17 protein-coding genes are annotated in these 19,729 nt (G+C 71.8%); 3 read left to right on the top strand and 14 right to left on the bottom strand.

All coding sequences use genetic code 11. From position 1 onward, the window contains the following. Nucleotides 1–34 precede the first annotated feature (34 nt). The 5 genes from ACGFU6_RS15235 to ACGFU6_RS15215 form a co-directional block, all read right to left on the bottom strand. Nucleotides 35–388: an MmcQ/YjbR family DNA-binding protein gene (locus ACGFU6_RS15235; protein ID WP_393611041.1), complete on the bottom strand. Its 354-nt coding sequence runs from the start codon at nt 386–388 to the stop codon at nt 35–37. Beyond that, nucleotides 385–1,680: a hemolysin family protein gene (locus tag ACGFU6_RS15230; RefSeq protein WP_393611040.1), complete on the bottom strand. Its 1,296-nt coding sequence runs from the start codon at nt 1,678–1,680 to the stop codon at nt 385–387. The genes ACGFU6_RS15235 and ACGFU6_RS15230 overlap by 4 nt, the downstream gene beginning before the upstream one ends. Next, on the bottom strand, nt 1,677–2,174 hold the full coding sequence (gene ybeY, locus ACGFU6_RS15225; protein ID WP_207319655.1) for an rRNA maturation RNase YbeY: 498 nt from the start codon (nt 2,172–2,174) through the stop codon (nt 1,677–1,679). The genes ACGFU6_RS15230 and ybeY overlap by 4 nt, the downstream gene beginning before the upstream one ends. A gap of 9 nt (nt 2,175–2,183) precedes the next feature. Next, nucleotides 2,184–4,313, bottom strand: coding sequence for a PhoH family protein (locus tag ACGFU6_RS15220; RefSeq protein WP_393611039.1), 2,130 nt, complete (start codon nt 4,311–4,313; stop codon nt 2,184–2,186). 133 nt (nt 4,314–4,446) lie between these two features. Beyond that, complete coding sequence (locus ACGFU6_RS15215) at nt 4,447–5,550, bottom strand: carbohydrate kinase family protein (protein WP_393611037.1); 1,104 nt, start codon at nt 5,548–5,550, stop codon at nt 4,447–4,449. Between the two features lie 342 nt (nt 5,551–5,892). On the opposite strand from ACGFU6_RS15215, the gene ACGFU6_RS15210 reads away from it, so the two are divergent. Beyond that, nucleotides 5,893–7,251 carry an MFS transporter gene (locus ACGFU6_RS15210; RefSeq protein WP_393611035.1) on the top strand — a complete coding sequence of 453 codons (1,359 nt, stop codon included), beginning with the start codon at nt 5,893–5,895 and terminating at the stop codon, nt 7,249–7,251. Here the strand turns inward: ACGFU6_RS15210 and ACGFU6_RS15205 are convergent. The 9 genes from ACGFU6_RS15205 to hrcA form a co-directional block, all read right to left on the bottom strand. Beyond that, nucleotides 7,215–8,207, bottom strand: coding sequence for an adenosine deaminase (locus tag ACGFU6_RS15205; protein ID WP_393611034.1), 993 nt, complete (start codon nt 8,205–8,207; stop codon nt 7,215–7,217). The genes ACGFU6_RS15210 and ACGFU6_RS15205 overlap by 37 nt on opposite strands. Before the next feature lie 70 nt (nt 8,208–8,277). Further along, nucleotides 8,278–9,186 (bottom strand): ribonuclease Z, encoded by a 909-nt coding sequence (locus ACGFU6_RS15200; RefSeq protein ID WP_393611032.1) that lies wholly within the window; start codon nt 9,184–9,186, stop codon nt 8,278–8,280. 183 nt (nt 9,187–9,369) lie between these two features. After that, complete coding sequence (locus ACGFU6_RS15195) at nt 9,370–9,729, bottom strand: histidine triad nucleotide-binding protein (protein ID WP_393611031.1); 360 nt, start codon at nt 9,727–9,729, stop codon at nt 9,370–9,372. Nucleotides 9,730–9,919: 190 nt separating this feature from the next. Beyond that, nucleotides 9,920–13,147, bottom strand: coding sequence for a S41 family peptidase (locus ACGFU6_RS15190; RefSeq protein WP_393611030.1), 3,228 nt, complete (start codon nt 13,145–13,147; stop codon nt 9,920–9,922). Nucleotides 13,148–13,224: 77 nt separating this feature from the next. After that, nucleotides 13,225–13,734 carry a hypothetical protein gene (locus tag ACGFU6_RS15185; protein WP_393611029.1) on the bottom strand — a complete coding sequence of 170 codons (510 nt, stop codon included), beginning with the start codon at nt 13,732–13,734 and terminating at the stop codon, nt 13,225–13,227. Nucleotides 13,735–13,867: 133 nt separating this feature from the next. After that, nucleotides 13,868–14,614, bottom strand: a complete 747-nt coding sequence (locus tag ACGFU6_RS15180) for a 16S rRNA (uracil(1498)-N(3))-methyltransferase (RefSeq protein ID WP_393611028.1) — start codon at nt 14,612–14,614, stop codon at nt 13,868–13,870. Next, nucleotides 14,611–15,684 (bottom strand): nitronate monooxygenase, encoded by a 1,074-nt coding sequence (locus tag ACGFU6_RS15175; protein WP_393611026.1) that lies wholly within the window; start codon nt 15,682–15,684, stop codon nt 14,611–14,613. Before ACGFU6_RS15175 ends, ACGFU6_RS15180 begins: the two co-directional genes overlap by 4 nt. 126 nt (nt 15,685–15,810) lie before the next feature. Continuing rightward, a complete protein-coding gene (gene dnaJ, locus ACGFU6_RS15170; RefSeq protein WP_393611024.1) occupies nt 15,811–16,947 on the bottom strand; it encodes a molecular chaperone DnaJ in 1,137 nt (378 codons plus the stop codon). Further along, nucleotides 16,948–17,964: a heat-inducible transcriptional repressor HrcA gene (gene hrcA / locus ACGFU6_RS15165; protein WP_393611023.1), complete on the bottom strand. Its 1,017-nt coding sequence runs from the start codon at nt 17,962–17,964 to the stop codon at nt 16,948–16,950. 186 nt (nt 17,965–18,150) lie between these two features. On the opposite strand from hrcA, the gene ACGFU6_RS15160 reads away from it, so the two are divergent. Beyond that, nucleotides 18,151–18,873, top strand: a complete 723-nt coding sequence (locus ACGFU6_RS15160) for an MBL fold metallo-hydrolase (protein ID WP_393611022.1) — start codon at nt 18,151–18,153, stop codon at nt 18,871–18,873. 25 nt (nt 18,874–18,898) lie between these two features. Continuing rightward, complete coding sequence (locus tag ACGFU6_RS15155; protein WP_393611020.1) at nt 18,899–19,717, top strand: DUF3097 domain-containing protein; 819 nt, start codon at nt 18,899–18,901, stop codon at nt 19,715–19,717. The last annotated feature ends 12 nt before the right edge of the window (nt 19,718–19,729 follow it).

The following is a 19,729-nucleotide window of genomic DNA, read 5'->3' as shown; positions in this document are numbered from 1 at the left end:
CCGGGGGCAGCGCCCCCGAAACCACCTGCACCACCTACCCCCGGTCCAGCCGCAACCGCTCCGCCCTGGGCAGCCCCGCCACCACCAGGTCGTAACTGTCCTCGATCAGCTCGCGCACCTTCGCGGCCGGCAGCCCCGACACCGTCACCGTGTTCCAGTGCCGCTTGTTCATGTGCCACCCCGGCGCCACGGCCTCGTGCTCCTCCCGGAGCCGCACCGCGTCGTCGGGGTCGCACTTGAGGTTCACCGTCAGCGGCCGCCCGTCCAGGGAACTCAGCGCGAACATCTTGCCGAGCACCTTGAAGACGGACGCCTCCGGCCCGAACGGGAACTCCTCGGTACTCGCGTTGAACCCGAGGCAGAACGCCCTCAGCTCCTTCGGGGTCATGCCACCGCCTCCTCCTCGGGCGGAGCCACCGGCTCCACCAGCACCGTGACGATCTTGTTCCGGCGGCCCGCCGGGGACTCGGCGGTCAGCAGCAGCCGTCGCCCGTCGGGCAGCTCCACCTCGGAGGACGCACCGGCGATCGGGACCCGGCCCAGCGCCTTCGCGAGCAGCCCGCCGACGGTCTCCACGTCCTCGTCGTCGTACTCGTCGAGGCCGAACAGCCCGCCGAGGTCCCCGATGTCGAGGCGCGCGGTCACCCGGAAGCAGCCGTTCTCCAGCTCCTGGACCGGCGGGAGTTCGCGGTCGTACTCGTCGGTGATCTCGCCGACGATCTCCTCCAGGATGTCCTCGATGGTGACGATGCCCGCCGTACCGCCGTACTCGTCGATGACGACCGCGACGTGGCTGCGGTCCTGCTGCATCTCGCGCAGCAGGTCACCGGCGTTCTTCGTGTCGGGCACGAACGCCGCGGGCCGCATCGCCGTGGAGACCAGGTCGGCCTCCGACTCCCGGTTGATGTGCGTCTTGCGGACGAGGTCCTTGAGGTAGACGATCCCGACGATGTCGTCCTCGTTCTCCCCGGTGACCGGGATCCGCGAGAAGCCGGAGCGCAGCGCGAGGGTGAGGGCCTGGCGGATCGTCTTGTAGCGCTCGATGCAGACCAGGTCGGTGCGCGGCACCATCACCTCGCGCACGAGGGTGTCACCGAGCTCGAAGACGGAGTGCACCATGCGGCGCTCCTCGTCCTCGATCAGCGACTCCTGCTCCGCGAGGTCGACCATCGCCCGCAGTTCGGCCTCGCTGGCGAACGGGCCCTTGCGGAACCCCTTGCCCGGCGTCAGCGCGTTGCCGATGAGGATCAGCAGCTGCGGGATCGGGCCCATGATCCTGGCCAGCGGCAGCAGCACGTACGCAGCCGCCGTGGCCGTGTTCAGCGGGTGCTGGCGGCCGATGGTGCGCGGCGAGACCCCGATGGCGACGTAGGAGACGAGGACCATCACCCCCATGGCGACTGCCAGCGCCTCCCAGGTCTCCGGGAGTTCCTTGAGGCAGGCGTAGGTGACCAGCACCCCGGCCGACATCTCGCAGGCCACCCGCACCAGCAGGGCGACGTTGAGATAGCGCGTGGGGTCGGCCGCGACCTGTTCCAGCTTCTCGCTGCCGCGCCGGCCCGATCGGACCGCCTCGGCGGCCCGGAAACTCGACGTCCGCGCGATACCGGCCTCGGCACAGGCCGCCAGCCAGCCGACGACGACCAGTACCACGGCCCCGAGGACGAGAGGCAGGCTCACGAGACGGTGGGGGCGGGCGACGGGCCGGTCATGCCGCGCTCACCGCGCCAGCCGTCCACGATCGCCGCCTGGAGGCCGAACATCTCGGCCTTCTCGTCCGGCTCCTCGTGGTCGTAGCCGAGCAGGTGCAGCACCCCGTGGACGGTGAGGAGCTGGAGCTCCTCATCCATGGAGTGCTGCGTCTCGGCGTCCTCGCCCTGCTTCTTGGCGACCTCCGGGCAGAGCACGATGTCACCGAGGAGCCCCTGCGGGGGCTCCTCGTCGTCCTTGGCCGGCGGACGCAGCTCGTCCATCGGGAAGGACATGACATCGGTCGGACCCGTCAGGTCCATCCACTGGATGTGGAGCTGTTCCATGGCGTCGGTGTCCACCACGATCACCGAGAGCTCGGAGAGCGGGTGGATCCGCATCCGGGCCAGTGCGTAGCGGGCGATGTCGAGGATCGCCTGCTCGTCGACCTCGGTTCCGGACTCGTTGTTGACGTCGATCGACATGGTGCGCTGCTACTGCTTCCCGTTGTGACGGCCCCGGTCCTTGCCGGCCGGGCCGTTCTGCTCGCCTTGGCTGTCGTACTTCTCGTACGCGTCGACGATACGGCCGACGAGCTTGTGCCGGACGACATCCTGGGACGTGAGCCGGGAGAAGTGCACGTCGTCGATGCCCTCCAGGATGTCCTGCACCTGGCGCAGACCGCTCTTGGTCCCGTTCGGCAGGTCGACCTGGGTGACGTCACCGGTGACGACGATCTTCGAGTCGAAGCCGAGCCGGGTCAGGAACATCTTCATCTGCTCGGCGCTGGTGTTCTGCGCCTCGTCCAGGATGATGAAGGCGTCATTAAGGGTGTTGTGCGTCAGCAGATGGTCCTGGGTGACGTACAGCGAGTCCTCGGCCGCGACCTGGATGCAGACGGCTTCCTCGCGGCCGGCCGGTTCGATGCTGTCGATGAAGCGCACAGGACGGCCACCACCTCCTGCCTCGCGGTACTTCTCCGCCTTACGAGCGAGGCGGAAGGGCTCGATGCCCTCGGGGAGCCGGATCTCGACGATGTGTGCGTCGTAGCGGTGATGGACCTCGCGGCCCTTCGCGAATCCCGGTGCACGGCCTTCAGCGGCCCTCCGGCGGGTGTACGCGACCCCACCCAGGGACTGTACGAGGGCGATCACGTCGTCGCGCAGCATGATCGATGCCGTCGAGTACTGGACGCGGCATGTCCGGTCCGTCTGAGTGACGGGCCCCCCGTCCGCGTCGAGCAGTCCTTGAAGAACGGCAAGACGGACGTCGACGGAGTTGAAGAGATATGCGTCCGGTACGAACTTGGAGTGCGAGCGCGTGCCCACCAGGTCGAGTTCGCGCAGCGAACGAGTGACCGGGTTCTCCAGCGTGACCACATCGCCCGGAGCCTTCACCCGGTTCAGAACGTAGTCGGGCCCGCCCTTGTGCCGTACGGAAACGCCCGGGAGCGCGCTCTCCAGCGCATCGGCGAGCTCAGGATCCTCGGTGGCGAACGACGGAGTCGTCGACCCGGTCAGACAGCCGTCGCCGAGCAACAGACCCAACGCGTACGGGTCCATCGGAACCCCGCGCTCGGGGAAGCCGACCGGAGCGGTGAGCATCGGCAGCTCGTAGCGCCGGGCGTGCGCCGCGCGAAGGTTGCCGATCATCTCCTTGGTCTCCATGACCCGCCACGGCTTGTCCCGCCGCTTGTCCGCCGCCGTACGGACCGTCCACAGGTGCTCACCGCAGCACAGGGTCCAGGAGCCGTCCTGGGCACTGACGCGGTAAATGTCCTTCTCGCCTTGCGCGTACACCCCGAGCACGGGCGTGGGCGCGCCATCGGAGCCGATGACGAGGTCGCCCACCTCCAGGGTGCCGATCGGACGCCAGCCGTCCGGTGTCAGCACGTTGGTGAAGACCGGCTGGGCACGCCCACGCATGTATGCCAGCGGCGCGACCTCGATCGTGCCCGCCGCCATCAGGCGCGGGATCGAGTCGGGGTCGAGCATGTCGTGCAGCGCGTCGTAGAGCGGGCGCAGGTACGGGTCGATCTTGTCGAAGAGGGTGCCGGGCAGGAAGCCGAGCCGCTCGCCCGCCTCGACCGCCGGCCGGGTCAGGATGATCCGGCTGACCTGCTTGGACTGCAGGGCCTGGACCGCCTTGGCCATGGCGAGGTACGTCTTGCCGGTACCGGCGGGGCCGATGCCGAACACGATCGTGTGCTTGTCGATCGCGTCGACGTAGCGCTTCTGGTTGAGGGTCTTGGGGCGGATCGTGCGGCCCCGGCTGGAGAGGATGTTCTGGGTGAGCACCTCGGCCGGGGTCTCCGCGCCGTCCGCCTGGCCGTTGTCACTGGCCCTGAGCATCGCGATCGAACGTTCCACAGCGTCCTCCGTCATCGGCTGACCGGTGCGGAGCACCAGCACCATCTCGTCGAACAGGCGCTGGATCAGGGCGATTTCCGCCGCGTTCCCCGTTGCGCTTATCTCGTTGCCCCGGACGTGGATGTCGGCTGCCGGGAACGCCGCTTCGATCACGCGCAGCAGCGAGTCGCCCGATCCCAGGAGCATCACCATGGGGTGTGCGGCCGGAATCCTGATCTGGGCACGCGCCTGCGGCTGTGTTGGTGTCTGAGTCATGGGCCGGCCCTCGGGCCTGCGCATACCTCCCGTTGCAGGGTTCTCGCTGCTCGACAACCTCTGGAGTACCAAGCCTACGACTCCGCAACGACAACACCGAGAGGTTTTCGCGGGCGGAGCGCGGCCCGTCCGGTCACGGCCGGAAGCCGATCGTCGGGACGGCCCGGCGCAACGGCCAGTGGCGGGCCGTCGCCGGCAGCAGGTCCTGGAGGAACGCGTAGCGCTGGAGCGCCGCCGGGTCCTGGTCGGCGCAGGTGCGGACCTGCTGCCACCAGGCGGCGATCTCGGCCCAGCCGGGGGCCGACAGGGAGCCGCCGAACTCCTGGACGGAGAGGGCGGCGGTGAGCCCGGCGAAGGCGAGCCGGTCGGCGAGCGGCCAGTTGGCCAGGGTGCCGGTGACGAACCCGGCGACGAAGACGTCGCCCGCACCGGTCGGGTCGAGCGCCTCGACGGCGATCGCGGGGACCTCGGCGGCGGTGCCGGTGGCCGAGTCGACCGCGTAGGCGCCCTCGGCACCGAGGGTGACGACGGCGAGCGGTACGTGCTCGGCGAGGGCGTGTGCGGCGGCGCGGGGGCAGTCGGTACGGGTGTAGCGCATGGCCTCCTGCGCGTTGGGGAGGAACGCCTGGCAGTGCTCCAGGTCGGTCAGCCCCGCCAGGTCCCAGCGGCCGGTCTCGTCCCACCCGACGTCGGCGAAGACCATGGCGCCGCGTCGGGCGGCCGAGGCCACCCACGGCTCGCTGCGGCCCGGGGCGAGTGAGGCGACGGCCGCGCGGGCCCGGGGCGGGCACTGGGGGAAGGCGGCGGTGGCCGGGCCGGGCACGGCGGGCGGCGGGGCCTCGTGGCCGTGCGAGACCATCGTCCGCTCGCCCTCGTACGCCATGGAGACGGTCACCGGGGAGTGCCAGCCCCGGACGGTGTGCGACATCGAGAGGTCGATGCCCTCGCCCTGCTCCAGGGCATCCCAGCAGTACTCGCCGTAGTGGTCGTCGCCGAAGGCCGCCGCCAGTGAGGTGTGCAGGCCGAGCCGGGCCAGTGCGGTGGCCATGTTGGCGACGCCGCCGGGGCTCGATCCCATGCCGCGCGCCCAGGACTCGGTGCCGCGCACGGGGGCGCTGTCCAGGCCGGTGAAGATGATGTCGAGGAAGACCGTGCCGGTGAGGAAGACGTCGCAGTCCGGGTCCTGCGGCGCGCGCAGTCCGCCCAGTGGGTCGATTCCTGGCATCCCAGTGCTCACCTTGCACTCCCCGGTCGTGGCAGTTCCGGCCAGTGTGCCCGATTCACTCCGCCGTCCGGGGGGTCCACGCCGAGTCGGTTCACACAGAGCCTGACCTGCATAAACATGCGTTGCTACCCGCATATAGACGCTGCAAACACATAAGTGGCTTAGATCACAGCGAGGCGACTTTCGGTCAGGCGGGGGCGCTTGATACAAATTGGCCCGCGAGCACCGCTGGAGGCGTTTTCCGGCGAGTGTGTCGACTTCTTCGCATTTCCCTCATTTCTCGCATTTTCGCAGGTCTGCCTTACCCCCTCGCTGTCTTCTTCCGCCTCTTCTGGCATGTCTTCAGGAACGCCCATGTCCTCGCGCCCTCGCGCCGCGTGGCCGCTGGTTACCGTGTTCACCGCCGGTTACCTCGCCGCTTATCTGCTCCCCACCATCGTGGGGAGGCTCTCCGTCTATCTGGGCCTCAGCGCGGCCCAGGCGGGCCTGGTCGGCAGTGCTCTGCTGCTGAGTTCGGCCTCCGCCGGGTTCTGCCTGGCGGGCCGGGTCGAGACGTACGGGCCGCGCAGACCCGCGCGGATCGGGCTGCTGCTCGCCGCTCTCGGCTACGGCTGCGCGGCGCTGGCCGGTTCGGTACCGCTGGTGGTCATGGGTGTGATGGTCGGCGGCTTCGGCTCCGGTACGGCGACCGCGGTCGCCGCGGCGGGCATCGCCGCCCAGCGTGATCCGCACCGGACCTCGTCGCTGGGGCTGCTCAGTGTCTCCGCGACCGCGGGCCTCCTGTATCTGACGATCCCTCACCTGGGTGGCGGGCACCGGCTGCCGTTCGCCTCGATCGCCCTGGTCGCGCTCCTCGTGTGGCCCGCCACGTCACGGCTGGGCGGCGCGGTCCCCGCAGGTCCCGCCGTCCCCGCCTCCGGGCGGCTGCCGCACCGCCGTTCCGGTCTGGTGCTGGCGGGCGGCATGCTCGTCTGGTCGATGGCGCAGAACGCGCTGTGGGGTGTCAGCAGCCGCATCGGAGTGGTCCAGGCCGGGCTGTCCGAGGTCACCATAGGAGCGGTCTTCGCCGCCGCGCTCGGCGCCGGTCTGCTCGGGGTGATGGGCGCCGGAATGCTGGGCTCCCGGCTCGGACGCGCCGTCCCGATCGGTCTCGGCACCGTGATCATCGCGGCGAGCATCGTGCTCAGTTCGTCGGCGGGCGACCTCGGCTCGTTCGCGACCGGCGAGATCATGTGGAACACCTTCTACCCGGTGGTCCTGTCGTACCTGATCGGGCTGGCCGCGTCACTGGACGTACGCGGCCGCTGGGCGGTCCTCGCCGGCTCGGCCTCGTCGGTGGGCGTGGCCTGCGGGCCGCTGCTGGGCAGCGTGCTGTCCGAGGAGTCCGGCTACCGGGCGATGGGGCTGATCCTGGGCGCGGTGACCCTGCTGGTCGCGGTCCCGGTGACGGCCGTCGCCCTGCACACCGGCGGCCGCCCGCTGGTGCCGGGATCGGTGCGCCGCAGGGGCGGTGCTCCGGCGGCCCTGCTCGCCGTGACCACCGGCGCGGTGTCCGGCGCCGTGCCGAGGCTCGGCGCGCCCGAGCAGGCCATCACGGAACTCAGCCTGCCCGAGCTGCGCCGCAGGCGCCTGGTCCGGAGTGCGTTCCGGACGGCGGGCCCGGCCGGCGGGGACGGTCAGTCGAACGCGTACGCCTCGACCTCGGACAGGTAGCGCGCCCGCCGCTCCTCGTCGTGGTCGAGGAAGGCCGCCTCGAAGGAGTTGCGGGCCAGGGTGCGCAGCTGTTCGCGCTCCAGGCCGAGCGCCTCGTGGACGGCGTGGAAGGTGTCCCCGACGTACCCGCCGAAGTAGGCGGGGTCGTCGGAGTTCACCGTGCAGAGCAGCCCGGCGTCCATCATGGCCCGCAACGGGTGCTCCTCCAGGGTGTCGATGGCCCGCAGCCGTACGTTGGACAGCGGGCACAGGGTGAGCGGTACCCGGTCCGCGACCAGCCGCTCCACCAGTTCCGGGTCCTCCATGCAGCGCAGCCCGTGGTCGATGCGCTCCACCCCGAGCACGTCCAGGGCCTCCCGGATGTAGGCGGGCGGGCCCTCCTCGCCGGCGTGCGCGACCTTGCGCAGTCCGAGCGCCTCGGCCTCGGCGTACACCTCGCGGAACTTGGCCGGCGGGTGGCCGACCTCGGCGGAGTCCAGGCCGATCGCGCTGATGCGGTGCAGATGCGGCTTCGCGGCCTGGAGGGTCTCCAGCGCCGATTCGGCGGACCGGTCGCGCAGGAAGCACATGATCAGCTGGGTGGAGACGCCGTGCTTCTCCTCGCTGCGCTCCAGCGCCCGGCCTAGTCCTTCGACGACCGTGCCGATCGGGACGCCACGGGCGGTGTGCGCCTGCGGGTCGAAGAAGATCTCCGCGTGCCGCACGCCCTGGGCCGAGGCGCGGGCGAGGTAGGCGTCGGCGAGCTCGGTGAAGTCGTCCTCGGTCCGCAGCACCGCCATCAGCGCGTAGTACAGGTCGAGGAAGCTCTGCAGATCGTCGAAGAGGTAGGCGGTGCGCAGCTCCTCGGTGTCCGCGTAGGGCAGCCGCACGCCGTTGCGGGCGGCGAGCTCGAAGGCCAGCTCGGGTTCGAGGGTTCCTTCGATGTGGAGGTGGAGTTCTGCTTTGGGGAGGTGCACGGGTGTCTCGCTAACGCGTGTGGTGCTGGTGCTGTTGCTTTTACTGGTGCTGGTGCTGGTGCTGGTGCTCTTACTGGTGACGGGTGGGGACCGGGACCGTGATCAGGTCCTGGGCGATGGTCAGCTCGCCCTCGAATCCGGCGGCGCGGGCCTGCGTCTCGAAGGCCTCCGGGTCCGGGTAGCGCTGCGAGAAGTGGGTGAGCACGAGGTGCCGTGCGCCCGCTTCGCGCGCCACCCCGGCCGCCTGGCCGGCGGTCAGGTGGCCGTGGTCGGTGGCGAGCCGTTCGTCCTCGTCGAGGAAGGTCGACTCGATGACCAGCATGTCGCATCCCTCGGCCAGGGCGTACACGCCGTCGCAGAGCCTGGTGTCCATGATGAACGCGAACCGCTGTCCGCGCCTGTGCTCGGAGACGTCGTCGAGGGTGACCGGCCCGAGGGAGCCCTCGCGCTGGAGCCGGCCGATGTCGGGTCCGGCGATGGAGTGCTCCGCGAGCCGGGCGGGCAGTATGCGCCGCCTGTCGGGCTCCACGAGGCGGTAGCCGTACGACTCGACGGGGTGGGACAGCTTGTGGGCGCTGAGTGTGTACGCGTCCGTGGTGGCCAGCGGCCCGTCGGCGGCGACCGGGGCCTGGTGCAGCTCGACGGACTCGCGGTAGGCGGTCGCGTACCGTAGCCGGTCGAAGAAGTGCTGTCCGCTCGCCGGGTAGTGCGCGGTGACGGGGTGCGGGACCTGGTCGAGGTTGATCCGCTGGATCACCCCGGCCAGGCCCAGCGAGTGGTCGCCGTGGAAGTGCGTGACGCAGATCCGGTTGATGTCGTGCGCGGCGACGCCGGCCCGCAGCATCTGGCGCTGGGTGCCCTCGCCGGGGTCGAAGAGGAGGCCCTCGCCGTCCCAGCGCAGCAGGTAGCCGTTGTGGTTGCGGTGCCGGGTCGGGACCTGGCTGGCGGTGCCCAGGACGACGAGTTCACGTGCGGACACGGTGTGCGGCGGTCCGTTCCAGTGCCGCGTCAGTCAGGGTTTGCCCGTCAAGGAGCGGCGTCAGGTGCGTGCTCTCGGCGTGCCGGCCGGAAGCCCTTGTACTGGATGTACTTGGGTTTTCGGCCGGTGCGGCGAGAGTGCGTGCCGGGCGTCGCGACGGGGCGGACCTTGGCTGCCGCGGCACTAGCCGGGGGGCCACTGGAGGCCGCGGCCGCCCAGGACGTGGGCGTGCGCGTGGAAGACGGTCTGCCCGGCGCCCGCGCCGGTGTTGAACACGACCCGGTAGCCGGTGTCCGCGATCTTCTCGTCGGCGGCGACCTGTCCGGCCTCGCGCAGGACGTCCGCGAGGACCTGCGGTTCGGCGACGGCGAGGGAGGCGGCGTCCGGGTGGTGGAGGCGCGGGATGACGAGTACGTGCGTGGGCGCCTGGGGGTTGATGTCGCGGAAGGCGACGGTGGTGTCGGTCTCCCGGATGATGGTGGCCGGGATGTCACCCGAGACGATCTTGCAGAACAGGCAGTCGGGCTGGGGTTCCCCCGCCATTTGGTGCTCCTTCGGTCTCGGTGATCCGTCAGGGAGCAGCCTAGCCGGGCGGGCCCGGCCGTTTCCGGGGGCTCCGCCCCCGGGCTCCCCGCGCCTCAGACGCCGGCGAGGCTGGTTCCTGCCCCTCGCCGGCGTTCCGGGCACGAGGCGGTGTACGGGCTTCCGCACCCCGCCCCGCTCTCCTCCGACGTCACTCCGGCAACGAGGGCGCCGTCTTCGCCGGGGTGCGGGTCAGGGTCTCCAGAGCGATCCGGATCGCCTCGTCCAGCTGCGGATCGCGCCCCGCGGCACGGTCCTGCGGCGTCATGACGACTTCGACGTCCGGGTCGACGCCGTGGTTCTCGACGCCCCAGCCGTACCCGTCCATCCAGAAGGCGTACTTCGGCTGGGTGACCAGCGTGCCGTCCACCAGCCGGTACCGGCTGTCGATGCCCACCACGCCGCCCCAGGTGCGGGTGCCGACCACCGGGCCGATGCCCATCAGCTTGATCGCCGCGTTCACGATGTCGCCGTCCGAACCGGAGAACTCGTCCGCCACCGCGACGACCGGCCCGCGCGGCGCGTCGCCCGGGTAGCTCTGGGCCTGCCTGCCGCGGGGCAGGTCCCAGCCGACGATGCGGCGGCCCAGCTTCTCCACGATCAGCTGCGAGGTGTGGCCGCCCCGGTTCTCCCGGACGTCCACCACCAGCCCCTCGCGGGCGACCTCGGTGCGCAGGTCGCGGTGGATCTGGGCCCAGCCGGGGCCGGCCATGTCGGGGACGTGGACGTAGCCGAGGCGACCGCCTGAGTGCTCGTGGACGTAAGCGCGCCGGTCGGCGACCCAGGCGTGGTAGCGCAGCGGTTCCTCGTCGGCGATCGGTACGACGACGACATGGCGCGGGTCGCCGCCGTCGACGGGTGAGACGGTCAGCTCGACCGGGTGGCCGGCCGAGCCGGTGAGCAGCGGTCCGGGGCCGGTGACCCGGTCGACGGGGTGTCCGTCGACGGCCAGGATCGCGTCACCGGCGCGGACGGCGACGCCCGGTGCGGCGAGCGGCGCGCGGGCGGCGGGGTCGGAGGTCTCCGAGGGCAGGATCCGGTCGAGGCGCCAGCTGCCGTCATCGGCGCGGGAGAGGTCGGCGCCGAGCAGGCCCTGGCGGGCGTAGTCGTCGTGCCAGCCGCCGGCCGGCCGTACGTAGGCGTGGGAGGTGCCGAGTTCGCCCTGTACCTCCCACAGCAGGTCGACGAGGTCGTCGTGGGTGGCGACGCGCTCCAGGACCGGCCGGTAGCGGTCCAGGACACCGTTCCAGTCGATGCCGCCCATGTCGGGGCGCCAGAAGTTGTCCCGCATGATGCGGCCGGCCTCGTCGTACATCTGCCGCCATTCGGCGGCCGGGTCCAGGGTGCGGCGGATCCGGGAGAGGTCGACGGTGACGCTGCCGTCGCCGTCGTGGTCGTCGTCGGAGCCCGCCGCCACCCGGGTGTCGGACGGTACGACGCGCAGGGAGCCCCGGCTGTGCAGCACCAGCCGCTTGCCGTCGCCGCTGACCGCGAACCGGGTGACGTCGGAGGCGAGTTCCTCGCAGCGCAGCTTCTCCAGGTCGTACCGCTCCAGCACGGTCTCGGGGCGCCGGGCGTCGGGCGTGGCCGCGCTCGTGCCGAGGACCCCGACGACCGGGTGGCGCAGCCAGAGCAGGCCGTCCTTCGCGGCCCGGAGCGAGGAGTAGCTGGCCGCCTCGACGGGCAGGGCGACGATCCGGTCCGCGAGGCCGTCCAGGTCGATGCGGGTGACCGGGAGCGCGGTGGGGTTGTCGTCGCCCTCGCCGCCCTTCTCCCGCTCGGTCGGGCGGCCGTGGAGCTGCGGCCCGAACGGGGAGGGGGTGGTCGCGGCGAGGGTCAGCAGGTGCGGCCGGCAGCCGCCGATGAAGGCGAGGTCGAAGACGTGTGAGTCGTAGACCGGGTCGAAGGCCCGCTCGGAGAGGAAGGCCAGGTGCTTCCCGTCGGTGGTGAAGGCGGGTGCGAAGTCCCGGAACCGCAGCGGGGTCGCCTCGGTGACCGTCAGGTCGGCCAGGTGGGCGAGCTTGAGCCGGCTCAGCGGTTGGGGTCCGGGGTGGGACCAGGCGAGCCAGGAGGAGTCGGGTGAGAAGGCGAGCCCGGAGGCGTCGCCGTGCTCGCTGCGGTCCACCTCGTGGACCTCGCCGCTCTCCCGTTCGACGATCAGTACGCGTCCGTCGTGGGCGGCGACGGCGAACCGGCTGCCGTCGGGGGCGGGGGCCAGGTCGAGGACCCGGCCGAGCCGGCCGGCGGCGAGGCGGCGCGGTACGGCGTCGGGCGCGGTGCCGGTGGCGGGTGCGCACTCCAGCGCGTCGTCGCCCTCGGCGTCGGTGACCCAGACGACGTGCTGGTCGCCGTCGGCCTGGAAGGTGCGGGGCAGCCTGGCCCGTACGCCGGGTTCGACGGCGAGTGCGCGGGCGGGGCCCTCGCGATGGGTGACCCAGTGGACGGCGCCGCGGGACCCGACCGCGCTGCCGCGTCCGGTGCGGTCCGGGGACGCGGCGCTCAGGTGGCTGCCGGCGTGCACGGGGTGGGGCTGGAGGTCGGCGCGCTGGCCGCCGAGCCGGATGTCGAGGCGGCGGGGCTCGTCGCCGTCCAGGCCGTCCAGGAGCCAGAGCTCACCGCCCGCGGCGTGCACGACCCGGGTGCCGTCGGTGGCGGCGTGCCGGGCGTAGAAGCCCTCGACGCCGGTGTGCCGGCGCAGTCCGGTGCCGTCGGGGAGGGAGGAGTAGAGGGCCCCGACGCCTTCGTGGTCGGAGAGGAACGCGATGCGCTCGCCGACCCACATCGGGCACTCGATGTTGCCGTCGAGCTCCTCGTTGACCCGGACGAACTCCTGCGGCTCCGCCGGTGCCTCCTCGGCGGCGATCCAGAGCTTGCCGGCCGTGCCGCCCCGGTAGCGCTTCCACTTGGCGGCCTCGCGCCCCATGGTGGCCGAGAGCAGCAGGATCCGGCCGCCGGGCCCGTAGGCGAGGGAGCCGACCGGTCCGTACGGCAGGGTGCGCGCGGGGCCTCCGTCGACCGGCAGGGCGCGGGCCCAGGTGCGGCGCAGCGAGACCTGGCCCTGGGTGCTGAGGACCAGCACCTCGCCCTCGGGTGTCCAGCCGTGCACGGCTGTCTGCGCGTCGCCCCAGTAGGTCAGCCGCTTGGAGGGGCCGCCGTCGACCGGGGCCAGGTGCACCTCGGGTGCCCCGTCCCGGGTGGACGCCCAGGCGACGAGGGTGCCGTCGGGAGAGATCCGCGGCTGGGCGACGGGGCGGTTGTCCGCGCTGACCCGCCAGGCCCGGCCGCCGTCGAGTGGCGCGAGCCAGACGTCGTCCTCGGCGGTGAAGGCGATCAGGTCGCCCTGGACATGGGGATACCGGAGGTAGGAAGGCTGTGTCACAGCGATCACCCTAGGCCGAGGCCGGGCCCGGGGAAACGGAGTTGGCCGGAGTCCGACACAGTCGGTGCCCCGCACACTCACTTGCCCCGGGGCGACTCGGTCACGGTGACCGTGACCGTCACGGTCGGCCGGGCGCCTGACCCGCCGTCGTCCGCACCGCCGCCCGCCGGGGGCCGGGACGGCGCGGACGGCGTGGACGGCGAGGGCGCGGCGTCGCAGTTGCCGAGCATCGTGGCGCGGAAGACGGTCTCGCCGCCCGCCTTCGCGGTCATGTCACCGCTGACGCAACGGCCTTCGACCTCCCGGTCGACCTTGCCGTCCAGACTGATGTCCTTACCCTCCTTGGTGCGGCCGTTGCAGTCCACGTCCGCGACCCGGCTGGTGGCGGGGGTGGCCGAACCGGTGCGGGAGCTCGCGCCTTGGCCGGTCCGTGCGGTGCAGGTCAGCCACTGCACGTGCACCCCTTCGTGCTCCAGCGCGCGGGTGGCGGTCCGGTCGGTGGTCACGGCGATGGACGCGGAGTTCAGGCCGTTGACCGGATCGCAGGCCGCCAGTCCCGCGACGACCGTGCCGGTGAGGCAGATCACGGCCGGAAAGCGACGGATCCCTCGACTGCTCCATGCCCTTGATGTCCCCATACGGGCAGCTTCCCACCGCTCCTGACGGTGCGGTAGACCGCTCGCGGCCACAACCGGCCCGAGTGGCGGAAAACAGCGGGGTTCATGACCAGCGGCCGGTGCGGCCCAGCAGCAGGGCCGTTGCCGCCGTACCGGCCGTCGAGGTGCGCAGCACGGTAGGTCCGAGCCGGCAGGTCCGGGCCCCGGCTGCGGTGAACGCGGCCAGTTCCTCGGGCGAGACACCGCCTTCCGGTCCGACGACCAGCACGATCTCGCCCGCTTCGGGCAGGGCGACGGTGGCCAGCGGCTCGCTGCCGTACTCGCGGTCCTCGTGCAGTACGGCCGCGAAGTCCGCCTCGGCCAGAAACGCGGCTACCTGCTTGGTCGTCATCGCGTCGGCCACCTCCGGGAACCGCACCCGGCGCGACTGCTTGCCGGCCTCGCGGGCCGTGGCGCGCCATTTCGCCAGGGCCTTGAGGCCTCGCTCGCCCCTCCACTGGGTGATGCAGCGTCCGGCCTGCCACGGCACGATCGCGTCGATGCCGGTCTCCGTCATCGTCTCGACGGCGGGCTCTCCGCGGTCGCCCTTGGGCAGCGCCTGGACGACGGTGATGCGGAGCCCCGGGCGGGGTTCCTCGTGGACGGGCTCCAGGCCGGTGAGGACCAGCCGGTCCTTGCCCTCCGCGGCGGAGACCACGCCCTGCGCCCAGTGGCCCCGGCCGTCCGTCAGGACGACTTCCTCTCCGGCGTGCAGGCGTCGCACCGAGACGGCGTGCCGTCCCTCCGGGCCCTCCAGGACGAAGCCGGGCCCCGTGGGCATCTCCTCGACGACGAAGACGGGTGCCGTCACTGCGTGCTCCTTGTGCTCACTGCCGCGCGTGCGGCGTCCAGTTCCCCGGCGAGCAGGGCGACGAGCCGGCCGGCCGTCATCTCGCGCGCCATCCGGTGCCCCTGGCCCGCCCACAGCGCCATGCCCTGCGCGTCCCCGGCCTTGGCCGCCGCCTTGCGCAGCGGGGCGGTCAGCTGGTGGATCTGCGGGTAGGCGGCGGGGGCGTACGGCCCGTGCTCGCGGACGAAGCGGTTGACCAGGCCGCGGGCCGGGCGCCCGGAGAAGGCCCGGGTCAGGGTGGTGCGGACGAACAGCGGGTTGGTCAGGGCCTGCTTGTGCAGCAGGTGGGCGCCGGACTCCGGGCAGATCAGGAAGGCGGTGCCGAGCTGTGCGGCGTCGGCCCCGGCCGCGAGCACCGCGGCGATCTGGGAGCCGCGCATCAGCCCGCCGGCGGCGATGACCGGGATCTGCACGGTCTCGCGGACCTGGGCCACCAGGCTGAGCAGCCCGGTCCCGATGCCGTCGGCCTGCGGGTCGTCGCGGTGGGTGGACTGGTGGCCGCCCGCCTCGACGCCCTGGGCGCAGACCGCGTCGGCGCCGGCCCACTGCGCGGCCTGGGCCTCCTCGGGCGTGGTGACCGTCACGACGGTGTACGTGCCCACGGCGGCGAACGCGTCGAAGGTGTCGCGGGTCGGGCAGCCGAAGGTGAAGGAGACGACCGGGACCGGGTCCTCCAGCAGGATGGCGAGCTTGGCCTCGTAGCCGTCCCCGCCGTCGGACTCGGTCTCGCCGAGCGGGGTCTCGTACCAGGTGGCCTCGCCCGCGAGCTGGTGCCGGTAGACCTCGACGGCGCTCGGGTCGGCGAGGTTGGGCTGGGGCATGAAGAGGTTGACGCCGAAGGGCTGGCCGGTCAGTCCGCGGACCTGCTTGATGTCGTTGTACATGCCGTCCGCGGTCTTGTACCCGGCGGCCAGGAAGCCGAGCCCGCCGGCCTCGGCCACGGCGCCGACGAGCTGCGGGCAGGAGACGCCACCCGCCATCGGGGCCTGCACGATCGGATACCGGCAGAGATCGGTCAACGCGGATGGCATGACGGCATCGTGTCATGTCCTTCCTGTCCCGTGATGCGCACCCCGGGGCCGCGCTGGGCCGCGGTTATGTCCGCAAATGCCGTACGGGCCCGGAAACCCGGGCCCGTACGGTGTCGAAGCGTGGGACTAACGCCCGTTGAAGGCGTCCTTCAGGCGGGAGAACAGGCCCTGCTGACCGGGCTGGAACTGGCCGGTGGGCCGCTCCTCGCCGCGCAGTTTCGCCAGCTCCCGCAGCAGGCGTTCCTGCTCGGGGTCCATCTTCGTCGGGGTCAACACCTCGACGTGCACGATCAGGTCGCCGCGCCCGCCGCCCCGCAGGTGCGTGATGCCGCGCCCGTGCAGCGGGACCGACTGGCCGGACTGGGTGCCCGGCCTGATGTCGACCTCCTCCAGGCCGTCGAGCGTCTCCAGCGGCACCTTGGTGCCGATCGCCGCCGCCGTCATGGGGATGGTGACCGTGCAGTGCAGATCGTCGCCGCGCCGCTGGAACACCGCGTGCGGCAGCTCGTGGATCTCGACGTAGAGATCGCCGGCCGGGCCGCCGCCGGGGCCGACCTCTCCTTCGCCCGCGAGCTGGATGCGGGTGCCGTTGTCGACACCTGCGGGGATCTTCACGGTGAGGGTGCGCCGCGAGCGGATGCGGCCGTCGCCGGCGCACTCCGGGCAGGGGGTCGGCACGACCGTGCCGAAGCCCTGGCACTGCGGGCAGGGCCGTGAGGTCATGACCTGGCCGAGGAAGGACCGGGTGACCTGGGAGACCTCACCGCGGCCGCGGCACATGTCACAGGTCTGGGCCGAGGTGCCGGGTGCGGCGCCCTCCCCGCTGCAGGTCGTACAGACGACGGCCGTATCGACCTGGATGTCCTTGGTCGTGCCGAAGGCCGCCTCGGAGAGGTCGATCTCCAGCCGGATCATGGCGTCCTGGCCGCGCCGGGTACGCGAACGGGGTCCGCGCTGCGACGACGTACCGAAGAACGCGTCCATGATGTCGGAGAAGTTGCCGAAGCCGCCCTGTCCGAATCCGCCCGCGCCACCTCCGCCCGAGGCGGACAGCGGATCCCCGCCGAGGTCGTAGACCTGCTTCTTCTGCGCGTCCGAGAGGACCTCGTAAGCGGCGTTGATCTCCTTGAACCGCTCCTGGGTCTTCGGATCGGGGTTCACATCCGGATGCAGCTCGCGTGCGAGCCTCCGGAATGCCTTCTTGATCTCGTCCTGAGAAGCGTCGCGGCGCACGCCGAGTACGGCGTAGTAGTCCGTGGCCACTTACGACTCCGCCAGGATCTGTCCGACGTAACGTGCCACTGCGCGTACCGCTCCCATCGTTCCGGGGTAGTCCATGCGGGTCGGTCCGACCACGCCGAGTTTGGCGACTGCCTCGTCGCCCGAACCGTAGCCGACCGCGACGACGGACGTGGAGTTGAGGCCCTCGTGGGCGTTCTCGTGCCCGATTCGTACGGTCATGCCCGAGTCCGTGGCCTCGCCGAGCAGCTTCAGCAGCACGACCTGCTCCTCCAACGCCTCCAGCACCGGCCGGATCATCACAGGGAAGTCGTGCCCGAAGCGGGTGAGGTTGGAGGTGCCGCCGATCATCAGCCGCTCCTCCGTCTCCTCGACGAGGGTTTCGAGCAGGATCGAGAGCACGGTGGACACGGTCGCCCGGTCCTCGCTCTCGAAGGATTCCGGCAGGTCCTGCACCAGCTGCGGGACGTCCGCGAACCGGCGTCCCACCACCCGGCTGTTGAGCCGGGCCCGCAGATCGGCGAGAGAGGTCTCACCGAACGGCGTCTGGCAGTCGACCAGCCGCTGTTCGACCCGGCCGGTGTCCGTGATCAGCACGAGCATCAGCCGGGCGGGTGCCAGCAGCAGCAGTTCCACGTGCCGCACCGTCGAGCGGGTCAGCGAGGGGTACTGCACGACGGCGACCTGCCGGGTCAGCTGCGCGAGCAGCCGTACGGTGCGTCCCACGACATCGTCGAGGTCGACCGCGCCGTCGAGGAAATTCTGAATGGCACGGCGCTCCGGCGACGACAGGGGCTTGACGCCCGCGAGCCGGTCGACGAAGAGCCGGTAGCCCTTGTCCGTCGGGATGCGTCCCGCACTGGTGTGGGGCTGGGCGATGAAGCCCTCGTCCTCCAGCACCGCCATGTCGTTGCGGACGGTGGCCGGGGACACCCCCAGCGCGTGCCGCTCCGTGAGCGCCTTGGAGCCGACGGGCTCCTCGGTGCCGACATAGTCCTGGACGATGGCGCGCAGCACTTCGAGTCTGCGTTCGCTGAGCATCGCGCACACCTCCAGCTGTCTGCCTCGGTCGATCTCGGGTCGTTCCCGGGACTTCTCCTGGCACTCTGTCCATTCGAGTGCCAGCGATCTCCCCGGTCAGTGTACGGCGACGGGGTGGGCCCCTAGCAAGGGCGACCGGCCACGCTACCGCGAGAGCGCGCAGGTCGTTGCCGATAGCGTCGCCGCATGGACGTCACTTGGGAAGAGTTCGGCTGGGAGCGGTTGGGTGACGGAGTGGGCAGACGGCGGCTGCCCGGCTGGGACGCGACGGCCGCACTGGTGGCCGGAGCGGACGGGGCGCTGCTCTGCGACACCGGCTCGACACTCCGGGAGGGCGTCGAACTGCGCCGGCAGATCGAGGGGCTGACCGGCCGGAGGGTGACACATATCGCACTGAGCCATGCGCACTTCGACCATGTGCTGGGCACGGCCGCCTTCGCCGGGGCGCAGGTGTACGGGGCGGCCGGCCTGGCGGAGCTGCTGAGGGGCGGGGCCGACGACCTCCACCGCTCCGCCGTCGCGCACGGGGTCCCGGAGCGGGAGGCGGCGGAGGCCGTGGACGTGCTGGTGGTCCCGCACCACGAGGTGTCCGGGGAGTGGACGCTGGACCTCGGCGGCGGCCGCCGCGTGCTGCTGGCCGACGTGGGCCCGGGGCACAGCGGGCACGATCTCGCGGTGCTGGTGCCCGGCTCGCCCCCGGTCGTCCTCTGCGGCGATCTGGTCGAGGAGTCCGGCGAGCCGCAGGCCGGCCCGGACGCGTTCGTCTCCCGTTGGCCGGCCGCCCTCGACCGGCTGCTGGCGCTGGGCGGTGAGGACGCGCTGTACGTGCCGGGCCACGGAGCGGTGGTGGACGCCGCTTTCGTACGGGCGCAGCGCGACGCGTTGGCGCGGGGCCTCGGCGTGTCGTGAGGCCGGCGCGTCCTATCGTCGTGCGATGCGCAGCTATCAGCCGGACCTGACCCCGCCGTGGAAGAAGTCCGCCCCCGCCCCCGAGGTGCCCGCCGATCCGGATCTGGTCGTGGAGGAGGCGGTCACCGGCTTCTGCGGTGCGGTGATCCGCTGCGAGAAGACGGCCGAGGGGCCGACGGTGACACTGGAGGACCGGTTCGGCAAGCACCGGGTCTTCCCGCTGGTGCCGCGCGGCTTCCTGCTGGAGGGCCGGGTGGTGACGCTCGTGCGGCCGTCGGCCGGCGGCCCCGTCCGGCCGGCCCGTACGGCCTCGGGCTCGGTGGCGGTCCCCGGGGCGCGGGCCCGGGTGGCGCGGGCCGGGCGGATCTACGTGGAGGGCCGGCACGACGCGGAGCTGGTCGAGCGGGTCTGGGGCGACGACCTCCGGATCGAGGGGGTGGTCGTGGAGTACCTGGAGGGCATCGACGACCTCCCGGCGATCGTGCGCGAGTTCTCCCCGGGCCCGGACGCGCGCCTGGGCGTGCTGGTCGACCATCTGGTGCCGGGTTCCAAGGAGTCCCGTATCGCGGCGCGGATCTCGGACGGGAACGTCCTGGTGGTCGGCCATCCCTACATCGACGTGTGGGAGGCGGTGAAGCCGTCGTCCGTGGGGATCGGCGGCTGGCCGGTGGTGCCGCGCGGCCAGGACTGGAAGACCGGGGTGTGCCGTTCGCTGGGATGGCCGGAAAACACCGGCGCGGCCTGGCAGCGCATTCTGGCCTCGGTCCGCTCCTACCGGGATCTGGAGCCCGAACTCCTGGGCCGCGTAGAGGAATTGATTGATTTCGTCACGCTTCCCGCCTGATGTCCGGCGGGT

It is taken from the genome of Streptomyces sp. NPDC048462 (assembly GCF_043200175.1).
Taxonomy (GTDB): Bacteria; Actinomycetota; Actinomycetes; order Streptomycetales; family Streptomycetaceae; genus Streptomyces.
Note: the sequence above shows the minus strand (reverse complement) of the source record. Positions and strands in the feature narration are given on the sequence as shown.